The 18,376-nt window shown below is 61.7% G+C and carries 17 protein-coding genes and 2 tRNA genes; 4 read left to right on the top strand and 15 right to left on the bottom strand.

What is annotated here, in order from left to right:
- From IGS60_RS20185 to IGS60_RS20160, 6 genes are all read right to left on the bottom strand, one after another.
- A partial coding sequence (locus IGS60_RS20185; protein WP_268994139.1) for a thiamine pyrophosphate-binding protein occupies positions 1-587 on the bottom strand: 587 nt, incomplete at its 3' end.
- Positions 588-812: 225 nt separating this feature from the next.
- The gene (locus tag IGS60_RS20180) at positions 813-1,823 is read right to left on the bottom strand and encodes a porin (protein ID WP_230505957.1); all 1,011 of its coding nucleotides are present in this window, start codon (positions 1,821-1,823) and stop codon (positions 813-815) included.
- Between the two features lie 91 nt (positions 1,824-1,914).
- A complete protein-coding gene (locus tag IGS60_RS20175; protein ID WP_230505956.1) occupies positions 1,915-2,730 on the bottom strand; it encodes a thiazole synthase in 816 nt (271 codons plus the stop codon).
- The gene (locus IGS60_RS20170) at positions 2,727-4,079 is read right to left on the bottom strand and encodes a D-amino acid dehydrogenase (protein ID WP_230505955.1); all 1,353 of its coding nucleotides are present in this window, start codon (positions 4,077-4,079) and stop codon (positions 2,727-2,729) included. The genes IGS60_RS20175 and IGS60_RS20170 overlap by 4 nt, the downstream gene beginning before the upstream one ends.
- A gap of 16 nt (positions 4,080-4,095) precedes the next feature.
- Positions 4,096-5,160, bottom strand: a complete 1,065-nt coding sequence (locus tag IGS60_RS20165; RefSeq protein WP_230505954.1) for a YeiH family protein — start codon at positions 5,158-5,160, stop codon at positions 4,096-4,098.
- Positions 5,161-5,366: 206 nt separating this feature from the next.
- A complete protein-coding gene (locus tag IGS60_RS20160) occupies positions 5,367-6,236 on the bottom strand; it encodes an NAD(P)-dependent oxidoreductase (RefSeq protein WP_230505953.1) in 870 nt (289 codons plus the stop codon).
- A 259-nt stretch (positions 6,237-6,495) separates the two neighbouring features.
- On the opposite strand from IGS60_RS20160, the gene IGS60_RS20155 reads away from it, so the two are divergent.
- Positions 6,496-7,149 (top strand): FxDxF family PEP-CTERM protein, encoded by a 654-nt coding sequence (locus IGS60_RS20155; RefSeq protein WP_230505952.1) that lies wholly within the window; start codon positions 6,496-6,498, stop codon positions 7,147-7,149.
- A 48-nt stretch (positions 7,150-7,197) separates the two neighbouring features.
- Here the strand turns inward: IGS60_RS20155 and hisC are convergent, their stop codons facing one another.
- Positions 7,198-8,256, bottom strand: coding sequence for a histidinol-phosphate transaminase (hisC, locus tag IGS60_RS20150; protein WP_230505951.1), 1,059 nt, complete (start codon positions 8,254-8,256; stop codon positions 7,198-7,200).
- A 116-nt stretch (positions 8,257-8,372) separates the two neighbouring features.
- Between hisC and IGS60_RS20145 the strand changes: the two genes are divergently transcribed.
- Positions 8,373-8,744: a hypothetical protein gene (locus tag IGS60_RS20145; protein ID WP_230505950.1), complete on the top strand. Its 372-nt coding sequence runs from the start codon at positions 8,373-8,375 to the stop codon at positions 8,742-8,744.
- 165 nt (positions 8,745-8,909) lie between these two features.
- On the opposite strand, the gene IGS60_RS20140 is transcribed toward IGS60_RS20145, so the two are convergent.
- The 5 genes from IGS60_RS20140 to IGS60_RS20120 form a co-directional block, all read right to left on the bottom strand.
- Positions 8,910-8,999 (bottom strand) — tRNA-Ser (locus IGS60_RS20140).
- A gap of 265 nt (positions 9,000-9,264) precedes the next feature.
- Positions 9,265-9,354 (bottom strand) — tRNA-Ser (locus IGS60_RS20135).
- Between the two features lie 113 nt (positions 9,355-9,467).
- On the bottom strand, positions 9,468-10,757 hold the full coding sequence (gene serS, locus IGS60_RS20130; protein WP_230505949.1) for a serine--tRNA ligase: 1,290 nt from the start codon (positions 10,755-10,757) through the stop codon (positions 9,468-9,470).
- Positions 10,758-10,892: 135 nt separating this feature from the next.
- Positions 10,893-11,096, bottom strand: coding sequence for a hypothetical protein (locus tag IGS60_RS20125; RefSeq protein ID WP_070225011.1), 204 nt, complete (start codon positions 11,094-11,096; stop codon positions 10,893-10,895).
- Between the two features lie 149 nt (positions 11,097-11,245).
- Positions 11,246-12,667: a PLP-dependent aminotransferase family protein gene (locus IGS60_RS20120; RefSeq protein ID WP_230505948.1), complete on the bottom strand. Its 1,422-nt coding sequence runs from the start codon at positions 12,665-12,667 to the stop codon at positions 11,246-11,248.
- A gap of 180 nt (positions 12,668-12,847) precedes the next feature.
- Here IGS60_RS20120 and IGS60_RS20115 point away from each other — a divergent pair, with 180 nt between their 5' ends.
- Together IGS60_RS20115 and IGS60_RS20110 are read left to right on the top strand one after the other, a co-directional pair.
- Positions 12,848-13,138, top strand: coding sequence for a DUF2917 domain-containing protein (locus IGS60_RS20115; RefSeq protein WP_230505947.1), 291 nt, complete (start codon positions 12,848-12,850; stop codon positions 13,136-13,138).
- Positions 13,135-13,872, top strand: coding sequence for an NAD(P)-dependent oxidoreductase (locus tag IGS60_RS20110; RefSeq protein WP_230505946.1), 738 nt, complete (start codon positions 13,135-13,137; stop codon positions 13,870-13,872). The genes IGS60_RS20115 and IGS60_RS20110 overlap by 4 nt, the downstream gene beginning before the upstream one ends.
- 2 nt (positions 13,873-13,874) lie before the next feature.
- On the opposite strand, the gene IGS60_RS20105 is transcribed toward IGS60_RS20110, so the two are convergent.
- From IGS60_RS20105 to IGS60_RS20095, 3 genes are all read right to left on the bottom strand, one after another.
- Positions 13,875-15,194, bottom strand: a complete 1,320-nt coding sequence (locus tag IGS60_RS20105) for a replication-associated recombination protein A (protein ID WP_070225008.1) — start codon at positions 15,192-15,194, stop codon at positions 13,875-13,877.
- Positions 15,195-15,266: 72 nt separating this feature from the next.
- Positions 15,267-15,896 carry an outer membrane lipoprotein chaperone LolA gene (gene lolA, locus IGS60_RS20100; protein ID WP_139143741.1) on the bottom strand — a complete coding sequence of 210 codons (630 nt, stop codon included), beginning with the start codon at positions 15,894-15,896 and terminating at the stop codon, positions 15,267-15,269.
- Positions 15,897-15,927: 31 nt separating this feature from the next.
- A complete protein-coding gene (locus IGS60_RS20095; protein WP_070225006.1) occupies positions 15,928-18,288 on the bottom strand; it encodes a DNA translocase FtsK in 2,361 nt (786 codons plus the stop codon).
- Positions 18,289-18,376 lie beyond the last annotated feature (88 nt).

Here is an 18,376-nt window from a genome sequence, read left to right as displayed (position 1 = left end):
TTCGGGATCTCGGCCTTGATTTCGCCATAAAAATAGTCGCGCGGGATGTTCAATTGCGTCGGGCCCATTTCCGACATGGCGCGGTCGAAGCAGCGGCCCGTGAACTCGGCCATGCGGGCCGGATTGGTCACATGACCCTGGTATTTCGTAAATTCCTCGAACATCGGCAACTGGTTCGCTTCCTGGAAGCCGCCCAGGCCCATGCTCATCGTGCCCGTTTCCGGCGTGATGATGACGACGGGCGTGTGCGCCCAGTAGGCGGCGGCAATGGCGGTGACGCAATTGCTGATGCCGGGGCCGTTCTGGCCGATGACGACGCCATGGCGGCCCGAGACGCGGGCATAGCCGTCGGCCATGTGGCCGGCGCCCTGCTCGTGCACGACGGGGATCAAGCGGATGCCGGCGGGGGCAAAAATGTCCATCGGGTCCATGAAGGCCGAGCCCATGATGCCGAACATGTCGGTCACGCCATTGGCGGCCAGGGTTTCCACGAACGCTTCGGAAGGCGTCATCTTTTGCGGGCCTACAGGAGCGGGTGGATGCACTGCGGCGGCTGCGGCGGCTTTTTGGTCGGACAAATCGGTCATGGCTCAGTCTCCTTACGGTTTTATGAAAAATCGGTATATTTTGTTCCGATATTTGAAATACGTGTTCAATTTAACGGTTGTGAAATGCGCTGTCAATAAAAATTCATGAAAAATCGGACTGTTTCATTCCTGAATCCGGAATCTGCGACTTTGCCCCACTCCTGAAACAACAATGGCGGCTTATCCGCAACAGACAAGCCGCCATCGCTACCTGCACTGCCGCGTTTAGAACTTCAGGCGCATGCCGGCCGTGAAGGCGCTCGAGTTATGCCCAGGCAAGGGCACGCTGCCGCCGCTGGAGGCGTCGCCAACGAAGTTGGTGCCAGCGCCATCGTTGCTGATGCGCCCGTACGAGGTGTACAGGTTGGTGCGCTTGGACAAGGCATACGTGTAGCCGATGGCCAGCTGGCGCCCGCCGCGGCGCGCATTCGTGCGGTCATCCTTGCGAATGTACGAGGCCATCACGCTGCCGGCCGCGCCCACAGGGGCTGACACGCCCACCATGTAATCGCGGAAATCCGTGCCCGCATCGTCCTTGTCCGTCTCATACGCGGCGTGCAGCTTGGCGGGGCCGAAGTCGTAGGTGCCGCCCAGCAAGGTCACTTTCGCCGTGTTCAATGGCGTGTCCTTGCGGTTGTCTTGCGCCAGGGTCAGCACGAGCGGACCGTTGGCGTAGTCGATGGAAAAGTCGATGGTGCGGCCCAGGGTATTGCTGTCGGGCTTTTCGCCCAAGCCATACATGACGGCGGCCGACAAGCCGTTCACCTTTGGCGTTTCATACATGATGGAATTTTTCGTGCGCAGGCTGGCCACGCTCATCAGGTTGATCGAGGCGCCCGTCATGCCCGTCTCGAAGGGGTCGATATTGTCCAGCGCGGTGAACAGCGGGTTGTGCTGCAAGCCCAGGTTCACGGCGCCGAAGCCGCCCGACAGGCCCACATAGGCCTTGCGCCCGAACAAGGCGCCCTGGCGGTTGGCGCCCGTGTCCACGTCGAGGCCATTTTCCAACAGGAAATTGGCTTTCAAGTTGTTGCCCAGGTCTTCCGTGCCCTTGAAGCCGATGCGGCTGCCCGACTGCACGCCGGTGGCCAGCTTGGTGACGGAACCGTCCGCGCCGCCGTGCTCGGACGTGAAGCCCGCGTCGAGCAAGCCGTACACGGTGACGGACGATTGGGCGCTGGCGTTGCCGGCGAAGAAGGAGGCCAGGATGGCTGCCGCTACGAGTGTGTGTTTCATGTCATCTCCAGGTATTGTGGTTTTTATGGGTGCTTCAAACAGAATCAACTACGGTGCTGCAAACTGCGGTAAATGCGGTAAATGCGGCCACTCAGGCGATCAGCCCGGCCATCGGCGACGAGGGCGAGGCGCTCATGACGCCCGCTCTCCGGGGCATGCGTCCGGCCAGATAGGCCTCGCGTCCGCCCTGCACTGCCAGTTTCATGGCGCGCGCCATGCGGATCGGCTCGCGCGCCGCCGCGATGGCGGTATTCATCAAGATGCCGTCGCAACCGAGTTCCATGGCGATGGCCGCGTCCGACGCCGTGCCCACGCCCGCGTCGACCAGCACGGGCACCTTGGCTTGCTCGATGATCAGCGACAAGTTCCATGGATTGAGAATGCCCATGCCAGAGCCGATCAGGGACGCCAGCGGCATGACGGCGATGCAGCCGATGTCTTCCAGCATGCGCGCCTGGATGGGGTCGTCGCTGCAATACACCATCACCTGGAAGCCGTCGCGCACCAGCTGCTCCGCCGCCTTTAACGTTTCCGGCATGTTCGGGAACAGGGTCTTTTCGTCGCCCAGCACTTCCAGCTTGCACAACTGGTGGCCGCCCAGCAGCTCGCGCGCCAGTTGCAGAGTGTAGACGGCATCGCGCGCGTTGTAGCAGCCGCCCGTGTTGGGCAGGATCGTGTATTTCGATGGCGGAATGAAGTCGAGCAGGTTCGGCTCGCCCTTTTCCTGGCCGATATTCACCCTGCGGATGGTCACGGTGACGATCTCGGCGCCGCTTTCCTCGATGGCGAGGCGCGTCTCCTCGAAATCCTTGTATTTACCGGTGCCCACCAGCAGGCGCGACTGGTAGGTGGTGCCGGCCAGGGTCAGGCCGACGGGGGGTTGGCTGGGGGTGGCGTCGTCTCTCATCGTGATCTCCTATGCAATTCATTTAAACCAGAAGCAAAATCCGGGGTCGGACCCTCAGGGTTCGGCCCCAGCCTTTTCCTTTGGGTTTCTCCGCAAAACGCAAAATCGACTTCCGGCCGCCGTCCCGACACGAGGTCGGCCAGCGCCCTGCCCGCGCCGCAGCCCATGGTCCAGCCCAGGGTGCCGTGGCCCGTGTTGAGGAACAGCTGGCGGTAGCGCGTGGCGCCGATGTAGGGGACGTTCGACGGTGTCAGGGGGCGCAGGCCGGCCCAGTAGACGGGGTCGCTGTAATCGCAGGCGCCGGGAAACAGCGCTTGCACGCGGCGCGTGATCGCGGCGCAGCGCACAGGATTGAGTTCGCGCGTGTAGCCGTTCAGCTCGCACGTGCCCGCCACGCGCAGGCGCGATCCCAGGCGCGAAAACACCAGCTTATGGCCGTCGTCCGTCAGCGATACGCTGGGTGCGCTGACGTGATCGATGATCGGATAGGTGGCGGAATAACCTTTGCCCGGATACAGCATCAGCCGGATGCCCAGCGGCTGCAGCAGCGGTGCGGAAAAGCTGCCCATGGCCACCACCACGGCGTCCGCGTGCTCGAGGCGGTGGCGCCCCTGCGCATCGATGCATTCCACGCCCGTGATGCGTGCGCCATTCGCACCATCTTCCAGCAGCCGCGTCACGGTCGTGCCGTACTGGAAATCCACGCCGGCCGCCGCCGCGCGGACAGCCAGGGCCGTGGTAAACAAGTGCACATCGCCCGACTCGTCGCTGGCCGTAAAATCGCCGCCGACGATGCGGCTGCGCGCGTGGCGCAGGGCCGGCTCCAGACGGATCACTTCATCGGCGCTGACGGTATTGCGCGGACAGCCCAGCTCGCGCAGGAGCGCGGCGCCCGCTTGCGATTTATCAAACTCCTGCTCGTCCGTATAGAAATGCAAAATACCGCGCTCGAGGTGATCATAGGTAATCCCCGTCTCGCGCCGCAAGGCTTGCAGACTCTGGCGGCTGTATTCGGCCAGGGCGACGATCTGGCGCATATTGCGCGCCACCCTAGCCGGCAGGCATTCGCGCAGGTAGTGCAAGGCCCACTGCCATTGCAGCGGATCGAGGCGGGGACGGAACAGCAGCGGCGCGTCGTCCTTGCCCAGCCAGCTAACGACCTTGCGCAGGGTGGCGGGATTGGCCCACGGTTCCGCGTGCGAGACGGAAATCTGCCCGCCGTTGGCAAAACTGGTTTCCTGCGCGGCGCCCGCCTGGCGCTCGAGCACGCGCACGTCGTGGCCCGCCTGGCGCAAATACCAGGCCGATGCCGTGCCGACCACGCCGGCGCCGAGGACAAGGATCTTCATGGCGAATGGCCAGCGCTCAGCGCGTCAGCAGCACGGCGATGGCGACGAAGGCGGCGATCCACACGGTCTCCATCACCAGCATGATCACGGGACGCCAGCCCAGCGAGGCCAGCGACTGGAACGAGGTTTTCACGCCCAGAGCGGCAATCGCAATGACGAGGCAGGCACGCGAGGCATTGTTGATCCAGCCATTCACTTCCTGCGGAATCAGGCCCAGGCTGTTCGTGATGACGAGCCAGACAAAGCCGATCAGGAAGAACGGCACGAGCGGCGGTGCATCGACTTCGCTCTTGCCGTCCTTGCGCTTGAACATGATCGACAGGCCCAGCACGACGGGCACGAGGCAGGCGACGCGCGTCAATTTCACGAAGGTGGCCACGTCGCCCGTATGGTTGCTCACCAGATAGCCGGCGCCCACCACTTGCGCCACGTCATGGATGGTGCCGCCGATGAACACGCCCGCTTCCGTCGGGTCAAAGCCCAGCAGCTTGACCAGCAGCGGGTAGACGATCATGGCCAGGGTGGACAGCGACGTCACGCCCACCACCGTCAGCAGGGTGAACTTTTCGTTTTCCTTGGTTTGCGGCAGCACGGCCGAAATGGCCAGCGCGGCCGAGGCGCCGCAGATGGCCACGGAGCCGCCCGACAAAATGCCTTCCGTGATCGGACGTTTCAGCCATTTGGCCAGCAGGTAGCCGAAACCCAAAGTCGCCACCAGGCCGCCGACGACGATCAGCAGGGGCGTCACGCCCACGGAAGCGATCTGGTTGAAGGTGATTCGCGCCCCCAGCAAGGCCACGCCCGTGCGCAGCAGCACCTTGCTGCAAAACTCGATGCCGGGCTTGCAGGTGGGATCGGACGCGAGGAAGTGGAAGGCCAGGCCGAAGAACAGCGCATACAGTAGCTGGGGCCCGCCGTAATTGCTGGAAATAAAGGTGGCCGACAGGGCGATCACCAGCGCGATGGCCACGCCGGGCCAGCTGCGCAGCACGGCCCGGGGCCGCCAGATGGCGATGGCGGAAGACACATAGGGGATGTTCTTGTCGACAACGCGTGTTATCGCTGAGGAGTTAGTTTTCATGCTGGTCCGCTCATAATGTTTTAAAAATTGGGACATTTCATCTCGTTTTTTAATAATACACGATGAGCTAGCGAAGTCCATGCTTTTCCATGAAAATCGAAACCGGATGTTCCGGAAACCGACATTTTAATAATGCCGGCACCATAAACGACAAGCGGCGCGGCCCTGGGCAGGGACGCGCCGCTCTTTACTGAAGAGTTAAAAAGTTACTTTTTGTTCAGGCGGGTAATCAGGCTGGAGGTGTCGTAGCGGTTGCCGCCCGCCTGCTGCACTTCGCCATAGAACTGGTCCGTCAAGGTCGTCACGGGCAAGTCGCTGCCGTTGCGCTTGGCTTCGGCGAGGCAGATACCGAGGTCCTTGCGCATCAGGTCGACGGCGAAACCGAAGTCGAACTTGCGCTCGATCATGGTCTTGCCCCGGTTTTCCAGCTGCCACGACTGCGCCGCGCCCTTGGAAATCACGTCCACCACCAGGGCCGCGTCGAGGCCCGCGTTTTCCGCAAAGGCAATGCCTTCGCTCAAGGCTTGCACGAGGCCCGCGATGCAGATCTGGTTGACCATTTTTGTCAGCTGGCCGGAACCGGACGCGCCCATATAGGTGACGGCGCGCGCGAACAGGGCGATGACGGGCTCGGCCCGTGCATACGCTTCCGCATCGCCGCCCACCATCACGGTCAGCTTGCCGTTTTCCGCTCCGGCCTGGCCGCCGGACACGGGCGCGTCGAGGAAGAACACGCCCTTCTCCTTCGCCGCCGCGTGGATGGTGCGCGCCGCTTCGGCGGACGCCGTCGTATGGTCGATCAGGATGCTGCCCGGCGCCATGGCGGACAGCAAGCCGCCCTCTTCCAGGATGACCTGGTACAGATCGTTATCGTTGCCGATGCAGGTGAAGACGAACTCGGCACCCGCTGCGGCGGCGGCCGGCGTGGCGGCGCTGCTGCCCTTGTATTGCTCCAGCCAGGCGGCCGCGCGGGCCGGGTTGCGGTTGTACACGGTGACGTCGTGCCCGCCCGCCGCCAGGTGACCTGCCATGGGGAAACCCATGACGCCCAAACCGATGAATGCCACTTTTGCCATTTTGTCCGTCCTGTCGATGTGTGAATCCGATTATTGTTGCACAAATGGCCCATGGCGGCAGCAAGGCGAGGCCCCAAGCGACGTTTGGCGCACAAGGAGTGGCGATTGGGAAACATCCGCATTTCAACTAAATAAAAAGGAAATTATCATAAAGAACTTTTTATTGCATTTTTTTCTAGTTAATATTATATTGAATTGGCATTGCAAATAAGTAAAGTCTTGCCACATCCTTTTCCCAACCCCTGTTAAGGAGTCGATCTTGCAAACTGCATTTTCCCGCCTGAAAATCATCAGCGCCGCCACCCTGCTGCTCGCCGCCAGCGCCGCACACGCAGACATCACGATCTTTACGAGCCAGTCCGCCTATCTGGCAGCGGTCGGCAATACGGGCGTCGATACCTTTGATGATTTACCCATCGATGCACTCGACGGCCCGCTGTACCGTAATGCCGGCAGCTACGGCTACACGGTGAGCAGCATTGGCTCCTCGCCCATCCTGTACGGCGCGGGCACCGGTAGCGACAACTGGCTGAGCACGAACAACCGCAATGACAGCGTGGTGTTCTCCAACTTTTCCAGTGACGTACGCGGTGTGGGGGGATTCTTCTTCGGATCGAACTTTTCCGGCGAATATGCTAACGGCCAGAGCATCACATTGACAGCGCGCAATAAGCTGGGCGAACTGCTCACCTACGAGCTGGCCTTGCCGACGCAAGCCTCGTTTATCGGCTTCGTGTCGTCGGGCGCCTTCTCAAACCTGGCCGTCAGCACCGCCGGACAGATCGGTATCTGGCCCACCATCAATAACCTGTCCGTGTCGGCCGTACCGGAGCCAGCCACTTATGGCATGCTGTTGGGCGGCCTGGGCTTGCTCGGCTTCATGTCGCGCCGCCGCCGGGCCAGCCAGCAGTAAACAAATTGGCGCCTGGTAGGGCTGCCGCCAGCCGTATCAGGCTTACCATCACGACAATATTTCGCGCAATGCCGCCATCAAGGCGGCACATTCTGCAGGATTGCCGATGCTGATGCGCAAATACTGGCTGATGCGCGGTGCGTTGAAATGGCGCACGATCACCGATCTGGCGCGCAAGCCGGCCGCCAGTTGCGCCGCGTCATGCTGCGGGTGGCGGGCAAAGACGAAGTTGGCCACCGAGGGCAGCACGTCGAAGCCCAGCGCCGCCAGATCCGCCGCCAGCTGTTCGCGGCTGGCGATGACGGCCTGGCGCGTCTGCTGGAAATACGCTTCGTCGTGCAGCGACGCTACCGCGCCGGCCAGCGCCAGCCTATCCAGCGGATACGAGTTGAAACTGTTCTTCACGCGCTCCAGCGCCTCGATCAGGTCCGCATGGCCGAAGGCACACCCCACGCGCAAGCCGGCCAGCGAACGCGACTTCGAGAACGTCTGCACCACCAGCAAGTTCGGATACCGGTCGACCAGGGCCACGGCGCTCTCGCCGCCGAAATCCACGTACGCTTCATCGACCACGACCACGGTGTCGGGATGGTCGCGCAGCAAGGTTTCCACGCCGGCCAGCGGCAAGTCCACGCCCGTGGGCGCGTTGGGATTCGGGAAAATGATGGCGCCGCACGGCCCTTGATAGTCTTCCGGGCGGATGCGCATGGCATCGTCGAGCGCGACCGTCCGGTAATCGATGCCGTACAGCTTGCAATACACGGGATAGAAGCTGTAGCTGATGTCCGGGAACAGCAGGGGCGCATCGTGCTTGAGCAAGGCCATGAAGGCCAGCGCCAGCACTTCGTCGGAACCGTTGCCGACGAACACTTGCGCGCTGTTGAGGCCGTGGTAGGCGGCCAGGGTTTGCTTCAGCTCGCTGGCGGTGGGATCCGGGTAGAGGCGCAGGCTGTCGTTGGCCGCGTCGTGCAATGCGGCCAGCACCTGCGGCGACGGACCGTAGGGGTTTTCGTTGGTGTTGAGTTTCACCAGGTCGGGCAGTTTCGGCTGCTCGCCGGGGACGTAGGGGGTCAGCTCGCTGACGATGTTGCTCCAGAATCGGCTCATTGCTTTTATGGGTGGGGTCGGGATGGGAGGGGGTAGATTAACATAGGCTGAGCGGGGTCAAGGTGGAATCCAGGGTGAGGAGTAGCGTCAAACTTTGGACCTAAGCTGGCGAGAGAATGGCCGACCTGCAGCGCGCAACAGCGCTGGCACAACACTTGGCGAGGAATAGCAAGGCTATCGACGATACTCTCGGGACACTGTTTGACAGCGGTGAAAAAAGCGAGGAGCATGAAATGAAAAGCATGGAGGATTTGGTCATGGACGAGCAAGTCACCACATTGGCAAAAGATATGGCTGACGTAAAAGCGGATGTTGCCGTTCTAAAGACGGATGTCAGCGGCTTGAAACTGGACGTGGCGGTGGTGCGTTCCAATTATGCGACCAAGTCCGATGTGGCTGAGGCGAAGTCGGCTGTCATTCTGTCGTGCGTGGGGACGATAATTGCTATGTCGGGCGTGGCGTTTGCGGTGGCGCGGCTGGTGCACTAGCTTGCGTTACGTTAGTGGGGCGCTGGATTTCAAGGCCTGAATGGAGGAAAAAACGCCTTGCGCTGCGCGCTTTGGGCGGTTTTTTCTACCTGCATTGATACGTCTCAGGCTTTTTGGCATCGCTAATAAAAAAAGCTCCCTTGCGGGAGCTTCTCTTATGTATTCTGGCGGAGAGGGTGGGATTCGAACCCACGGTACGATTTAACGTACGCTTGATTTCGAGTCAAGTACATTCGACCACTCTGCCACCTCTCCGTTTACTGCGGTCTATTCGTTCAAACTGGCATGCCTGTTTGAACGAGGCGCTATTTTAGCATGGGTGTTGTTGGGTTGGGTAGGGGTTTTATTGGTGATTTGCAACTGAGGGCTGGCAAACCAAAACCTATCTTGGCGATTCGGGGAGCCTCGCGCGAGTACGCGCTCGTCTTCGAATCCCACGCGTACGCCCCGCAGGGGGCGTACTCCTCTTCGCCGCCACAAATAAAAAAAGCTCCCTTGCGGGAGCTTTCTCTATTTGTTCTGGCGGAGAGGGTGGGATTCGAACCCACGGTACGATTTAACGTACGCTTGATTTCGAGTCAAGTACATTCGACCACTCTGCCACCTCTCCATTTGCTGCGGTCTTTTCCCGCATTGCTGCGAGAAGGCAAGATTATAGCAGCCGCCTGAGAAAATGGAAGGACTATTTTAAGCCTTCCATTGCAGCAAGCTGCCTGGTCTTTTTTACGCCTTCAGATGCGTCAGGCCACCCATGTACGGGCGCAGCACTGGCGGGATTTCGACGCTGCCGTCCGCTTGCTGGTAGTTTTCCAGCACAGCCACCAGGGTGCGGCCCACTGCCAGGCCGGAGCCGTTCAGGGTGTGGGCCAGTTCCGGCTTGCCGGCGGCGTTGCGGAAACGTGCCTGCATGCGGCGGGCCTGGAAGGCTTCCGTGTTCGACAGGGACGAGATTTCACGGTAGGTGTTCTGCGCCGGCAGCCATACTTCCAGGTCGAAGGTCTTGCTGGCCGTAAAGCCCATGTCGCCCGTGCACAGCGACATCACGCGGTATGGCAGGCCCAGGCGTTGCAAGATCGTTTCCGCGTGGCCGACCATTTCTTCCAGCACCTGGTACGAGGTGTCCGGGTGCACCACTTGCACCATTTCCACCTTGTCGAACTGGTGCTGGCGGATCATGCCGCGCGTGTCGCGGCCGTAGCTGCCCGCTTCCGAACGGAAGCATGGCGTGTGGGCCGTCATCTTCAGGGGCAATTGGTCGAGCGCCAGGATTTCATCGCGCGCGATATTGGTCAGCGACACTTCCGACGTCGGGATCAGGTAGAAGGTCTCGCCCTCGCCTTCCACGCCGCCTTTTTTCACCGAGAACAGATCGGCTTCGAATTTCGGCAGCTGGCCCGTGCCGCGCAGCGAATCGGCGTTGACCATGTACGGCGTATAGCATTCCGTGTAGCCGTGCTCGTCCACGTGCGTGTTGAGCATGAATTGCGCCAGTGCGCGGTGCAGACGGGCGATGCCGCCCTTCATCACGGAGAAGCGCGAACCGGTCAGCTTGGTGGCCACTTCGAAGTCCAGGCCCAGCGGGGCGCCCACGTCGACGTGATCCTTGACTTCAAAATCGAACGTGCGCGGCGTGCCGACCTTGCGCACTTCCACGTTGCCCGACTCGTCCGTGCCTACCGGCGCCGATTCGTGCGGCAGGTTCGGCACGGCCATGATGAAATCGCTCAGCTTGGCTTGCACCACGGTCAGGGCCGCTTCATCGGCTTTCAGTTCATCGCCCAGGCCGGCCACTTGCGCCATCACGGCCGAGGTGTCTTCCCCCCTGCCTTTCAACATGCCGATTTGCTTGGACAGCGCGTTGCGCTTGCCCTGCAGCTCTTCGGTGCGCGTCTGGATCGCCTTGCGTTCGGCTTCGAGGGCGGTAAAACCTGCCACGTCGAGCTGGAATTTGCGCGTCGCCAGGCGTTCTGCGACGTTGGCGATGTCTTTACGGAGAAGTTGGATATCTATCATGGGTGGATGGCGGTGCCGATGTATCGAAAGCACTCATTGTACCAAGACCCGTTCAGTTCTTTATGAGTTTTGCACACGCTCTGCCATCGTCATGGCGGCATGGCCGGGCACTCGCGCCCGCTTTACGGCGGATACTTAAATGAAAGCGGCTTTTTCGGCGGCCGTCAGGCGGCGGGCGCTGACGGTGACGACGGGCATGCTGGTGTCGGCGGCCTTGGCGATCAGGGTCGACGTGGCGCTCACCTCCACCGTGTTGGCGCCGGCGGTGGCGAAGCTGCTGCCGATGGCCAGGACGGCGGCGGCGATAAAGGCGATTTCCATGTTTTTCAGTGCGTGCATGATGTGACTCCTGGTTAGTTTGCGTCGTTGACTGCTGCTGGTATGGTGCTACTTTAGCCAACGGCGGCAAACAAGGCCACCGGCTTGCGACCGGCGGCGAAAAACAGGGAGCGAACGGTGAAAAACGGGGACTGAAACGCAAAGAATAGTTACAAGGCCTCATGCACCAGGCGGCCCAGCCGGCCGATCGCCTGCTCGATGCGGGGCGTCCACGCATTGCCGCAATTGAGGCGCAGATAATTGCCGAACTTGCCCGAAGCCGAGAACAGCTGGCCCGGCATATACGCCACGCCGTCGGCAATGGCATGGCCATGCAGGGCCAGCGCATCGACCTGCGGCGGCATCTGCACCCACAGCACGAAACCGCCCTGCGGCTCGGACAGCATGCAGTCGGCCGGAAAGCTGGCCGCCACGGCATCGGACATGCGCGCGATGCGCTGCACCAGCGTGCGCCGCATCTTGCGCAGCTGCTGGTCGTAGCTGCTGCCCTCCAAAAAATCGGCCAGTACGGCCTGGAAAAAATGGCTGGTGGCGCCGCTCGACACGGTTTTCAGCAAGGCCACTTCCTGCGCGAAACGCCCGGCCAGCACATAGCCGACGCGCGACGCGGGCGTGATGGCCTTGGAAAACGAGGAACACAGCAGCACATTGCCGCTCGTGTCGTAAGCCTTCACAGGCCACGGGCGCTGGGGCGCAAAGCACAGGTCGCCATAGACATCGTCTTCCACCAGCGGAATATTAAATTCCGACAGCAAGCCCGCCAAGCGCTTCTTGTTGGCTTCCGGCATGACGCAGCCCAAGGGATTGTTCGCGTTCGGCACGAACAGGCACGCCTGCACGAGGCCGGCGCGCAGGGCCAGCTCGAGCGCATCGAGCGACGGCCCCGTCTTTGGGTCGGTGGGGATTTCCAGCGCCTTCATGCCCAGGCTTTCTATCATCTGCAGCAGCACGAAATACGTGGCCGACTCGATGGCGATGGTGTCGCCCGGCTTGGCCACGGCGCGCAGGCACAGGCTGATCGCTTCCGTGCAGGAATTCGTCACGACGATCTCGCGCGGGTCCAGCTTGCCCCAGTCCAGCGCGCGGCGCGCGACCTGGCGCAGGAAGTTGCTTTCGCTGACGTCATAACAGCTGACCTTGCTCAATAACGCCGGCTCGCGCCGCGCCACCGCGCTGATGGTGCGCTGCATGCGCTTGATGGGCAATATCTCGTCGGGCGGCCAGGCCGTGCCCAGCTGCACGATAGAAGGCGCCTCGTTTTCCTTCAGCACGCGCATCAACAGGTTGTTGATGCCGACAAAGGCCGGCTCCTTCAGATGCTGCGCGTCGGCACTGCAGGGCCGGCGCGGCGCGCGGTGGCGCACGAAATAGCCGGACTGGGGCCGCGCATCGACCTGCCCCCGGTCTTCCATCAGGCGCAAGGCTTGCATCACGGTGCTGACGGAAATGCGCTTTTGCTGCGCCAGGTGGCGGATCGACGGCAGGCGGTCGCCGGGCGCGAACACGCGCGCGTCGATCAGGGCGCCCAGCTCGTTGGCCAGGTGCTCGTACAGATTCAAAGGCGCATTCATGTTCATCCCTTCAGTATGCGGCTGGCGCGCGCGGCACGCACAGATACAGTTGCCCGTTTTTTTGACAAGCACAGTGTACGACGAAGCACACTGTATGCATGACAATTTCGGTTTCCTGCATCTGTCATGGTTCAAGCCCAGCGCCTAAGCTGTTCCTGTCCGCACAACAGGAGCGATGCCATGCAAACCGACCACGAATTACGCAGCGAACGCCCCTTGCGCCTGGAAAAAGCGCGCGCCAGGGTCATCGAATGCCTGTCCGGCATGGCCTGGATCACGGCCTATGCCCAGTTCGAGGATTGCGTGCTGCGCAGCGGTGAACGCTACACGATACCGAATGACGGCCTGGTGCTGGTCGAAGCCGTGGGCAGCGGACGCATCCGCGTGCATGAGACGGCAGCCCCGCGCCCCGCCCTGCTGCGCTGGCTGAACCTGGCACTGCCTCACACACTCAATACAAGGAATACATGATTCAACAACCTTTGCGCGTCCTCGTCACGGGCGCCGCCGGCATCATCGGCACCGTTTTCTGGAAGCGCCGGCACGGGGAATTCTCCCTGCGCCTGGCCGACCTGCACACGGACGGGCTGGCGCAAGCGCCCTGCCCGTCCATGCAGCTCGACGTCAGCGATTACGCCGCCTGCCTGGCCGCCTGCCTGGACATTGACGTGGTGCTGCACCTGGCCGGCGTGCCGCACGCCAGTGCCGATTTCGATGCGCAGCTGTTGCAGCCGAACATCATCGGCACGCACAACATCTTCCGCGCGGCACAGGCGCAGGGAGTGAAAAGAGTGGTCTTCGCCAGCAGCGCGCAAGCCATCGAAGGCTATCCGCTCGATATGCAAGTGCATGAGAACATGCCGGCGCGCCCGGCGAACATGTATGGCGCCAGCAAGGCCTTCGGTGAAGGCGTGGCGTCGGCCTTCGCGCACCAGCATGGCATGACGGCGATCGCCGTGCGCATCGCCAACGTGGCGCAGTTTGCGCCAGGCCAAGAGCACAGTGCGCGCGACATCGCCGCCTTCATCAGCGAGCGCGACGTGGTGCAACTGCTGGCCTGCTGCATCGCGGCGGACGTGGCGCCCGGCTACCACGTCGTGCATGGGGTGTCGGACAACCGTTATAAACGGCTGTCGATTGCAGCCACGCGCCGGCTGGTCGGCTACGCGCCGCAGGATGATGGTTTTAGCTTGCTGGGTCTGTAGCCTCAGCCCTTGCCGGCTGGCTTTCCTGCTTTCCTGTCCAGCTCGCGCAGCCAGGCCAGCTTGTCGGCAATCTTGCTTTCCAGACCGCGCGGCACGGGCTGGTACCAGCCCGGTTCCGCCATGCCGTCCGGAAAATACGTTTCGCCGGCCGCATAGGCATCGGGCTCGTCGTGCGCATAGCGGTAGGCGTGGCCGTAACCGAGTTCCTTCATCAGCTTCGTCGGCGCATTGCGCAAGTGCACGGGCACTTCCTTCGATTTATCCTTCTTGACGAACGCCATGGCCGTATTGAACGCGTTGTAGCCGGCATTGCTCTTTGCCGCAATCGCCAGATAGATCACGGCCTGGCCCAGGGCCAGCTCGCCTTCGGGCGAACCGAGGCGCTCGTACGTTTCCGCCGCATCATTGACCATGGTCAAGGCGCGGGGGTCAGCCAGGCCGATGTCTTCCCAGGCCATGCGCACGATGCGCCGCGACAAATAGCGCGGGTCGGCGCCGCCGTCGATCATGCGGCAAAACCAGTACAGGGCCGCATCCGGGTTCGAACCGCGCACGGACTTGTGCAGGGCAGAAATCTGATCATAGAAATTGTCGCCGCCCTTGTCGAAGCGGCGCGAATTGAGGGTCAGCGCATTGTCGACGAAGGCCGCGTCGATGGTCGTCGTACCCGTCGAGCTGGCCGCCGTCTCGGCCTGTTCCAGCAAGTTCAAAAAGCGGCGCGCATCGCCATCCGCATAGCCGATAAGGGTGTCGGCCGCCGCTTCGTCGAATGTCAGGTGCGTCAGCGCCGTGCTTTGCGCCTTGGCCAGCAACTGCTTCATCTCGTCTTCGTTGAGCGACTTCAACACATACACTTGCGCGCGCGACAGCAGCGCCGAGTTGACTTCGAAGCTGGGGTTTTCCGTCGTCGCGCCGATGAAGGTCACCAGACCCGACTCGACGAAAGGCAGCAAGGCATCCTGCTGCGATTTATTAAACCGGTGGATTTCGTCGACAAACAATAAAGTGTGCTTGCCGAACTGGTCCAGGCTGTGGCGGGCCTGGTCCATGGCCGCGCGGATATCTTTCACCCCTGCAAACACGGCCGACAGGGCGATGAATTCGCTGTCAAACGCGTTAGCCATCAGGCGCGCCAAGGTCGTCTTGCCCACGCCGGGCGGCCCCCACAAGATCATCGAATGGGCCTTGCCCGCCTCGAACGCCAGGCGCAGCGGCTTGCCGACGCCCAGCAGATGCGTCTGGCCGATGACTTCGTTCAGAGTAGCAGGCCGCAAGGCTTCGGCCAGCGGCTGGCGCGGTGCGGTGGAAAAAAGATCCGCCATAATATGTACCGGGTAAGAATGCAAAGGCCCCGCATGGTGCGAGGCCGGTCAAAAAAACAGCACGTGAAAAACTTAGTTGTTGATCACGTCCGCGCCTTTAGGCATCACGAATTTGAAATGGTTCGCAGACAGTGCCGGATTCTTCTGGAAATTCTTGAACGCCAGCACCGACGTCTGCCCGAACGAGTCGCGCAATTCCATCGCCTCCGGCACGCCGTTGCGCAGGCCGATGGTGATTTCGTCGAAGGTCGTGTCCTTGGCCTTCGGCGTCGCCTTCAGCCATTCCAGGCCATCGCGCGTGCCCGCTTCGGCCAGGGTAAAATTCTTTTCCAGGTCGTTGCTGCCGAACAAGATGGCGGCCGGCGAGGAACCGAGCGCGTCGCCCAGCTTCTTGACCGTCACCTGGCTCAGGTCCTTGTCGTAGATATACAACTTGTCGCCGTCCGCCTGCAGCAGTTGCTCGTACGGCTTCAGATAGGTCCAGATGAACTTGCCTGGACGGGCAAACTCGAACGTGCCGCTGGCTGGCGTCGACACTTTCGCCTTGCCGCTGGCGTCCGCCTTCTTGACCTGGCGCTGCACGAACTCGCCCTTGGCCGACTTGGTGCCGGCCGCAAAGCTCTTGAACTGTTCCAGGGCACTGGCCGAGGCGCTGGCCGCGAACAGCATACTGCAGGCGACGCTGGCCGCGCCGAGGATCATTTTTGCTGCGAAAGTCGTATTCTTCATTCCGTTACCCTTGTTCACTACTCGCCGCCGGCACCAGGATTTCCCGGTTGCCATTGGATTGCATGGTTGATACCACCCCGCTCTGCTCCATCTGCTCGAGCAGACGGGCCGCGCGGTTGTAGCCGATGCGCAAATGACGCTGCACCAGCGAAATCGAGGCGCGGCGGTTTTTCAGCACCACCGCCACCGCCTGGTCGTACAGGGCATCGGCCTCGCCGCCGCCCTCGCCCGGCGCGCCGCCTTCGGCGCCGTCGCCTTCCAGGGTGCCACCTTCGAGGATGCCCTCGATGTAATTCGGTTCGCCCTGCAGCTTCAGATGGCTGACGACCCTGTGGACTTCTTCATCGGACACAAACGCGCCGTGCACGCGCATCGGCAGGCCGGTGCCGGGCGGCATGTACAACATGTCGCCCATGCCCAGCAGGGTTTCCGCGCCCATCTGGTCGAGAATGGTGCGCGAATCGATCTTCGACGAGACCTGGAAGGCGATACGCGTCGGGATGTTGGCTTTGATCAGCCCCGTGATCACGTCTACAGATGGGCGCTGCGTGGCCAGAATCAAGTGCAAACCGGCGGCGCGCGCCTTTTGCGCGATACGCGCGATCAATTCCTCGACTTTTTTGCCCACCACCATCATCAGGTCGGCCAGCTCGTCGATGATGATGACGATGGTCGGCAGTTTTTCCAGCGGCTCGGGCGAGTCCGGCGTCAGGCTGAACGGATTCGGGATGTGTTCTTCGCGCTTTTTCGCGTCGGCAATCTTCGCGTTGTAGCCGGCCAGGTTACGCACGCCCATCTTGCTCATCAGCTTGTAGCGGCGTTCCATCTCATTCACGGCCCAGTTCAGCGCGTGGCCCGCCTGGCGCATGTCCGTCACGACGGGCGCCAGCAAGTGCGGAATGCCTTCATAGACGGACATTTCCAGCATCTTCGGATCGATCAGGATCAGGCGCACGTCGAGCGGATCGGACTTGTACAGCAGCGACAAAATCGTCGCATTGATGCCCACGGACTTACCGGAACCGGTGGTGCCGGCCACCAGCAAGTGAGGCATCTTGGCGAGATCGGCCACGACGGGCTTGCCGGCGATATCCTTGCCCAGCGCAATCGTCAGGCTGGACACGCCATCGTTGTAGACCTTGGAGCCGAGGATTTCCGTCAGGCGCACGATCTGGCGCTTGCTGTTCGGCAATTCCAGCGCCATGTAATTCTTGCCGGGAATGGTTTCCACCACCCTGATCGACGTCAGGGACAGCGAACGGGCCAGGTCGCGCGCCAGGCCCACGATCTGGCTGCCCTTCACGCCCGTGGCCGGCTCGATTTCATAGCGCGTCACGACGGGGCCGGGGTAAGCGGCCACTACCTTGGCATCCACGCCAAAGTCCGACAATTTCTTTTCGATCAGGCGGCTCGTGAATTCCAGGGTTTCCACGGACACCGTTTCCACCACGGGCGGCGCTTCGTCGAGCAGCGACAAAGGCGGCAGCTTGCCATCGCCCAGGTTCTCGAACAGATGCGCCTGGCGTTCCTTTTCCACGCGCTCAGATTTCACCACGGTCACCACCTGCGGCTCGATTTTGACGGGCGGCGCGGCCACGTGCTTTTCCACATGCTTGGCCCGTTCGATGACCACCACTTCGTCGCGGCGCACGGCGGCCACTTCGCCCTGGCGGCGGTCTTCGCGGTCCTGGTAGCGCAGCACGAACCAATTAAATGCGTCTTCGATCGCGCCGCCGATGCGTTCGGCCACTTGCAACCACGACACATGGAAGAACAGGCTGAAACCGAGGCCGAACAGCAGCAACAGTAATAAAGTAGCGCCCGTAAAACCGAAGGCCACGTGGGCCGAATGCCCCACCAGCTGCCCCAGTACGCCGCCCGGGTCGCGCGGCAGCTGCACGTGCAGGCTTTTCGCCATGCGCAGGTATTCGAGGCCCATGCTGCCGATCAGCATGATGGAGAAGCCGACGATACGGATCAGCATCTCGACATGGTGCTCGCGCTCCACCTCTTCCTCTTCCAGCAGGAAGCGCTTACTCAGCCGGCGATAGCCATTCCACACGGTGCGCAACAGCCACACGCACCACCACCAGGCGGAAAAGCCGAAGATATACAGCAACAGATCGGAAAAGGTCGCACCGAGCTTGCCGCCCAGGTTGGCGACCTTGTCGACATTGGTGGCATGCGACCAGCCGGGGTCGAGCTTGTTGAAGCTGGCCAGGATCAGCACGAAATACAGGGCAAACGCGGCCAGCGCGAACCAGCGTGCCTCGGACAGCAGCCGTACCAGCCGGTTGGGCAAGGGCCGGCGTTCGACCGGTTTTCGGGTGTAGCTATTTTGATTGGCCTGGGCTGGTTTAGTCATTCTGGGAAGCGCTGCAAGGTGAAAAATGTTTCTGAAAGGGAATTTCCCATAATAAGGAAGTATTCTAAGCCATATATGCCCCGGACGG

The organism is Janthinobacterium sp. FW305-128 (assembly GCF_020858135.1).
Classification (GTDB): Bacteria; Pseudomonadota; Gammaproteobacteria; order Burkholderiales; family Burkholderiaceae_D; genus Janthinobacterium.
The sequence above is the reverse complement of the archived record's forward strand: the minus strand, read 5'-3'. Positions and strand labels throughout refer to the sequence as shown.

Bases quoted from the DNA above. Each gene is read 5' to 3' on its own strand.
- IGS60_RS20180 (WP_230505957.1), bottom strand. From the start codon at position 1,823: ATGAAACACACACTCGTAGCGGCAGCCATCCTGGCCTCCTTCTTCGCC.
- IGS60_RS20175 (WP_230505956.1), bottom strand. From the start codon at position 2,730: ATGAGAGACGACGCCACCCCCAGCCAACCCCCCGTCGGCCTGACCCTG.
- IGS60_RS20170 (WP_230505955.1), bottom strand. From the start codon at position 4,079: ATGAAGATCCTTGTCCTCGGCGCCGGCGTGGTCGGCACGGCATCGGCC.
- IGS60_RS20165 (WP_230505954.1), bottom strand. From the start codon at position 5,160: ATGAAAACTAACTCCTCAGCGATAACACGCGTTGTCGACAAGAACATC.
- IGS60_RS20160 (WP_230505953.1), bottom strand. From the start codon at position 6,236: ATGGCAAAAGTGGCATTCATCGGTTTGGGCGTCATGGGTTTCCCCATG.
- hisC (WP_230505951.1), bottom strand. From the start codon at position 8,256: ATGAGCCGATTCTGGAGCAACATCGTCAGCGAGCTGACCCCCTACGTC.
- IGS60_RS20145 (WP_230505950.1), top strand. From the start codon at position 8,373: ATGGCCGACCTGCAGCGCGCAACAGCGCTGGCACAACACTTGGCGAGG.
- serS (WP_230505949.1), bottom strand. From the start codon at position 10,757: ATGATAGATATCCAACTTCTCCGTAAAGACATCGCCAACGTCGCAGAA.
- IGS60_RS20125 (WP_070225011.1), bottom strand. From the start codon at position 11,096: ATGCACGCACTGAAAAACATGGAAATCGCCTTTATCGCCGCCGCCGTC.
- IGS60_RS20120 (WP_230505948.1), bottom strand. From the start codon at position 12,667: ATGAATGCGCCTTTGAATCTGTACGAGCACCTGGCCAACGAGCTGGGC.
- IGS60_RS20115 (WP_230505947.1), top strand. From the start codon at position 12,848: ATGCAAACCGACCACGAATTACGCAGCGAACGCCCCTTGCGCCTGGAA.
- IGS60_RS20110 (WP_230505946.1), top strand. From the start codon at position 13,135: ATGATTCAACAACCTTTGCGCGTCCTCGTCACGGGCGCCGCCGGCATC.
- IGS60_RS20105 (WP_070225008.1), bottom strand. From the start codon at position 15,194: ATGGCGGATCTTTTTTCCACCGCACCGCGCCAGCCGCTGGCCGAAGCC.
- lolA (WP_139143741.1), bottom strand. From the start codon at position 15,896: ATGATCCTCGGCGCGGCCAGCGTCGCCTGCAGTATGCTGTTCGCGGCC.
- IGS60_RS20095 (WP_070225006.1), bottom strand. From the start codon at position 18,288: ATGACTAAACCAGCCCAGGCCAATCAAAATAGCTACACCCGAAAACCG.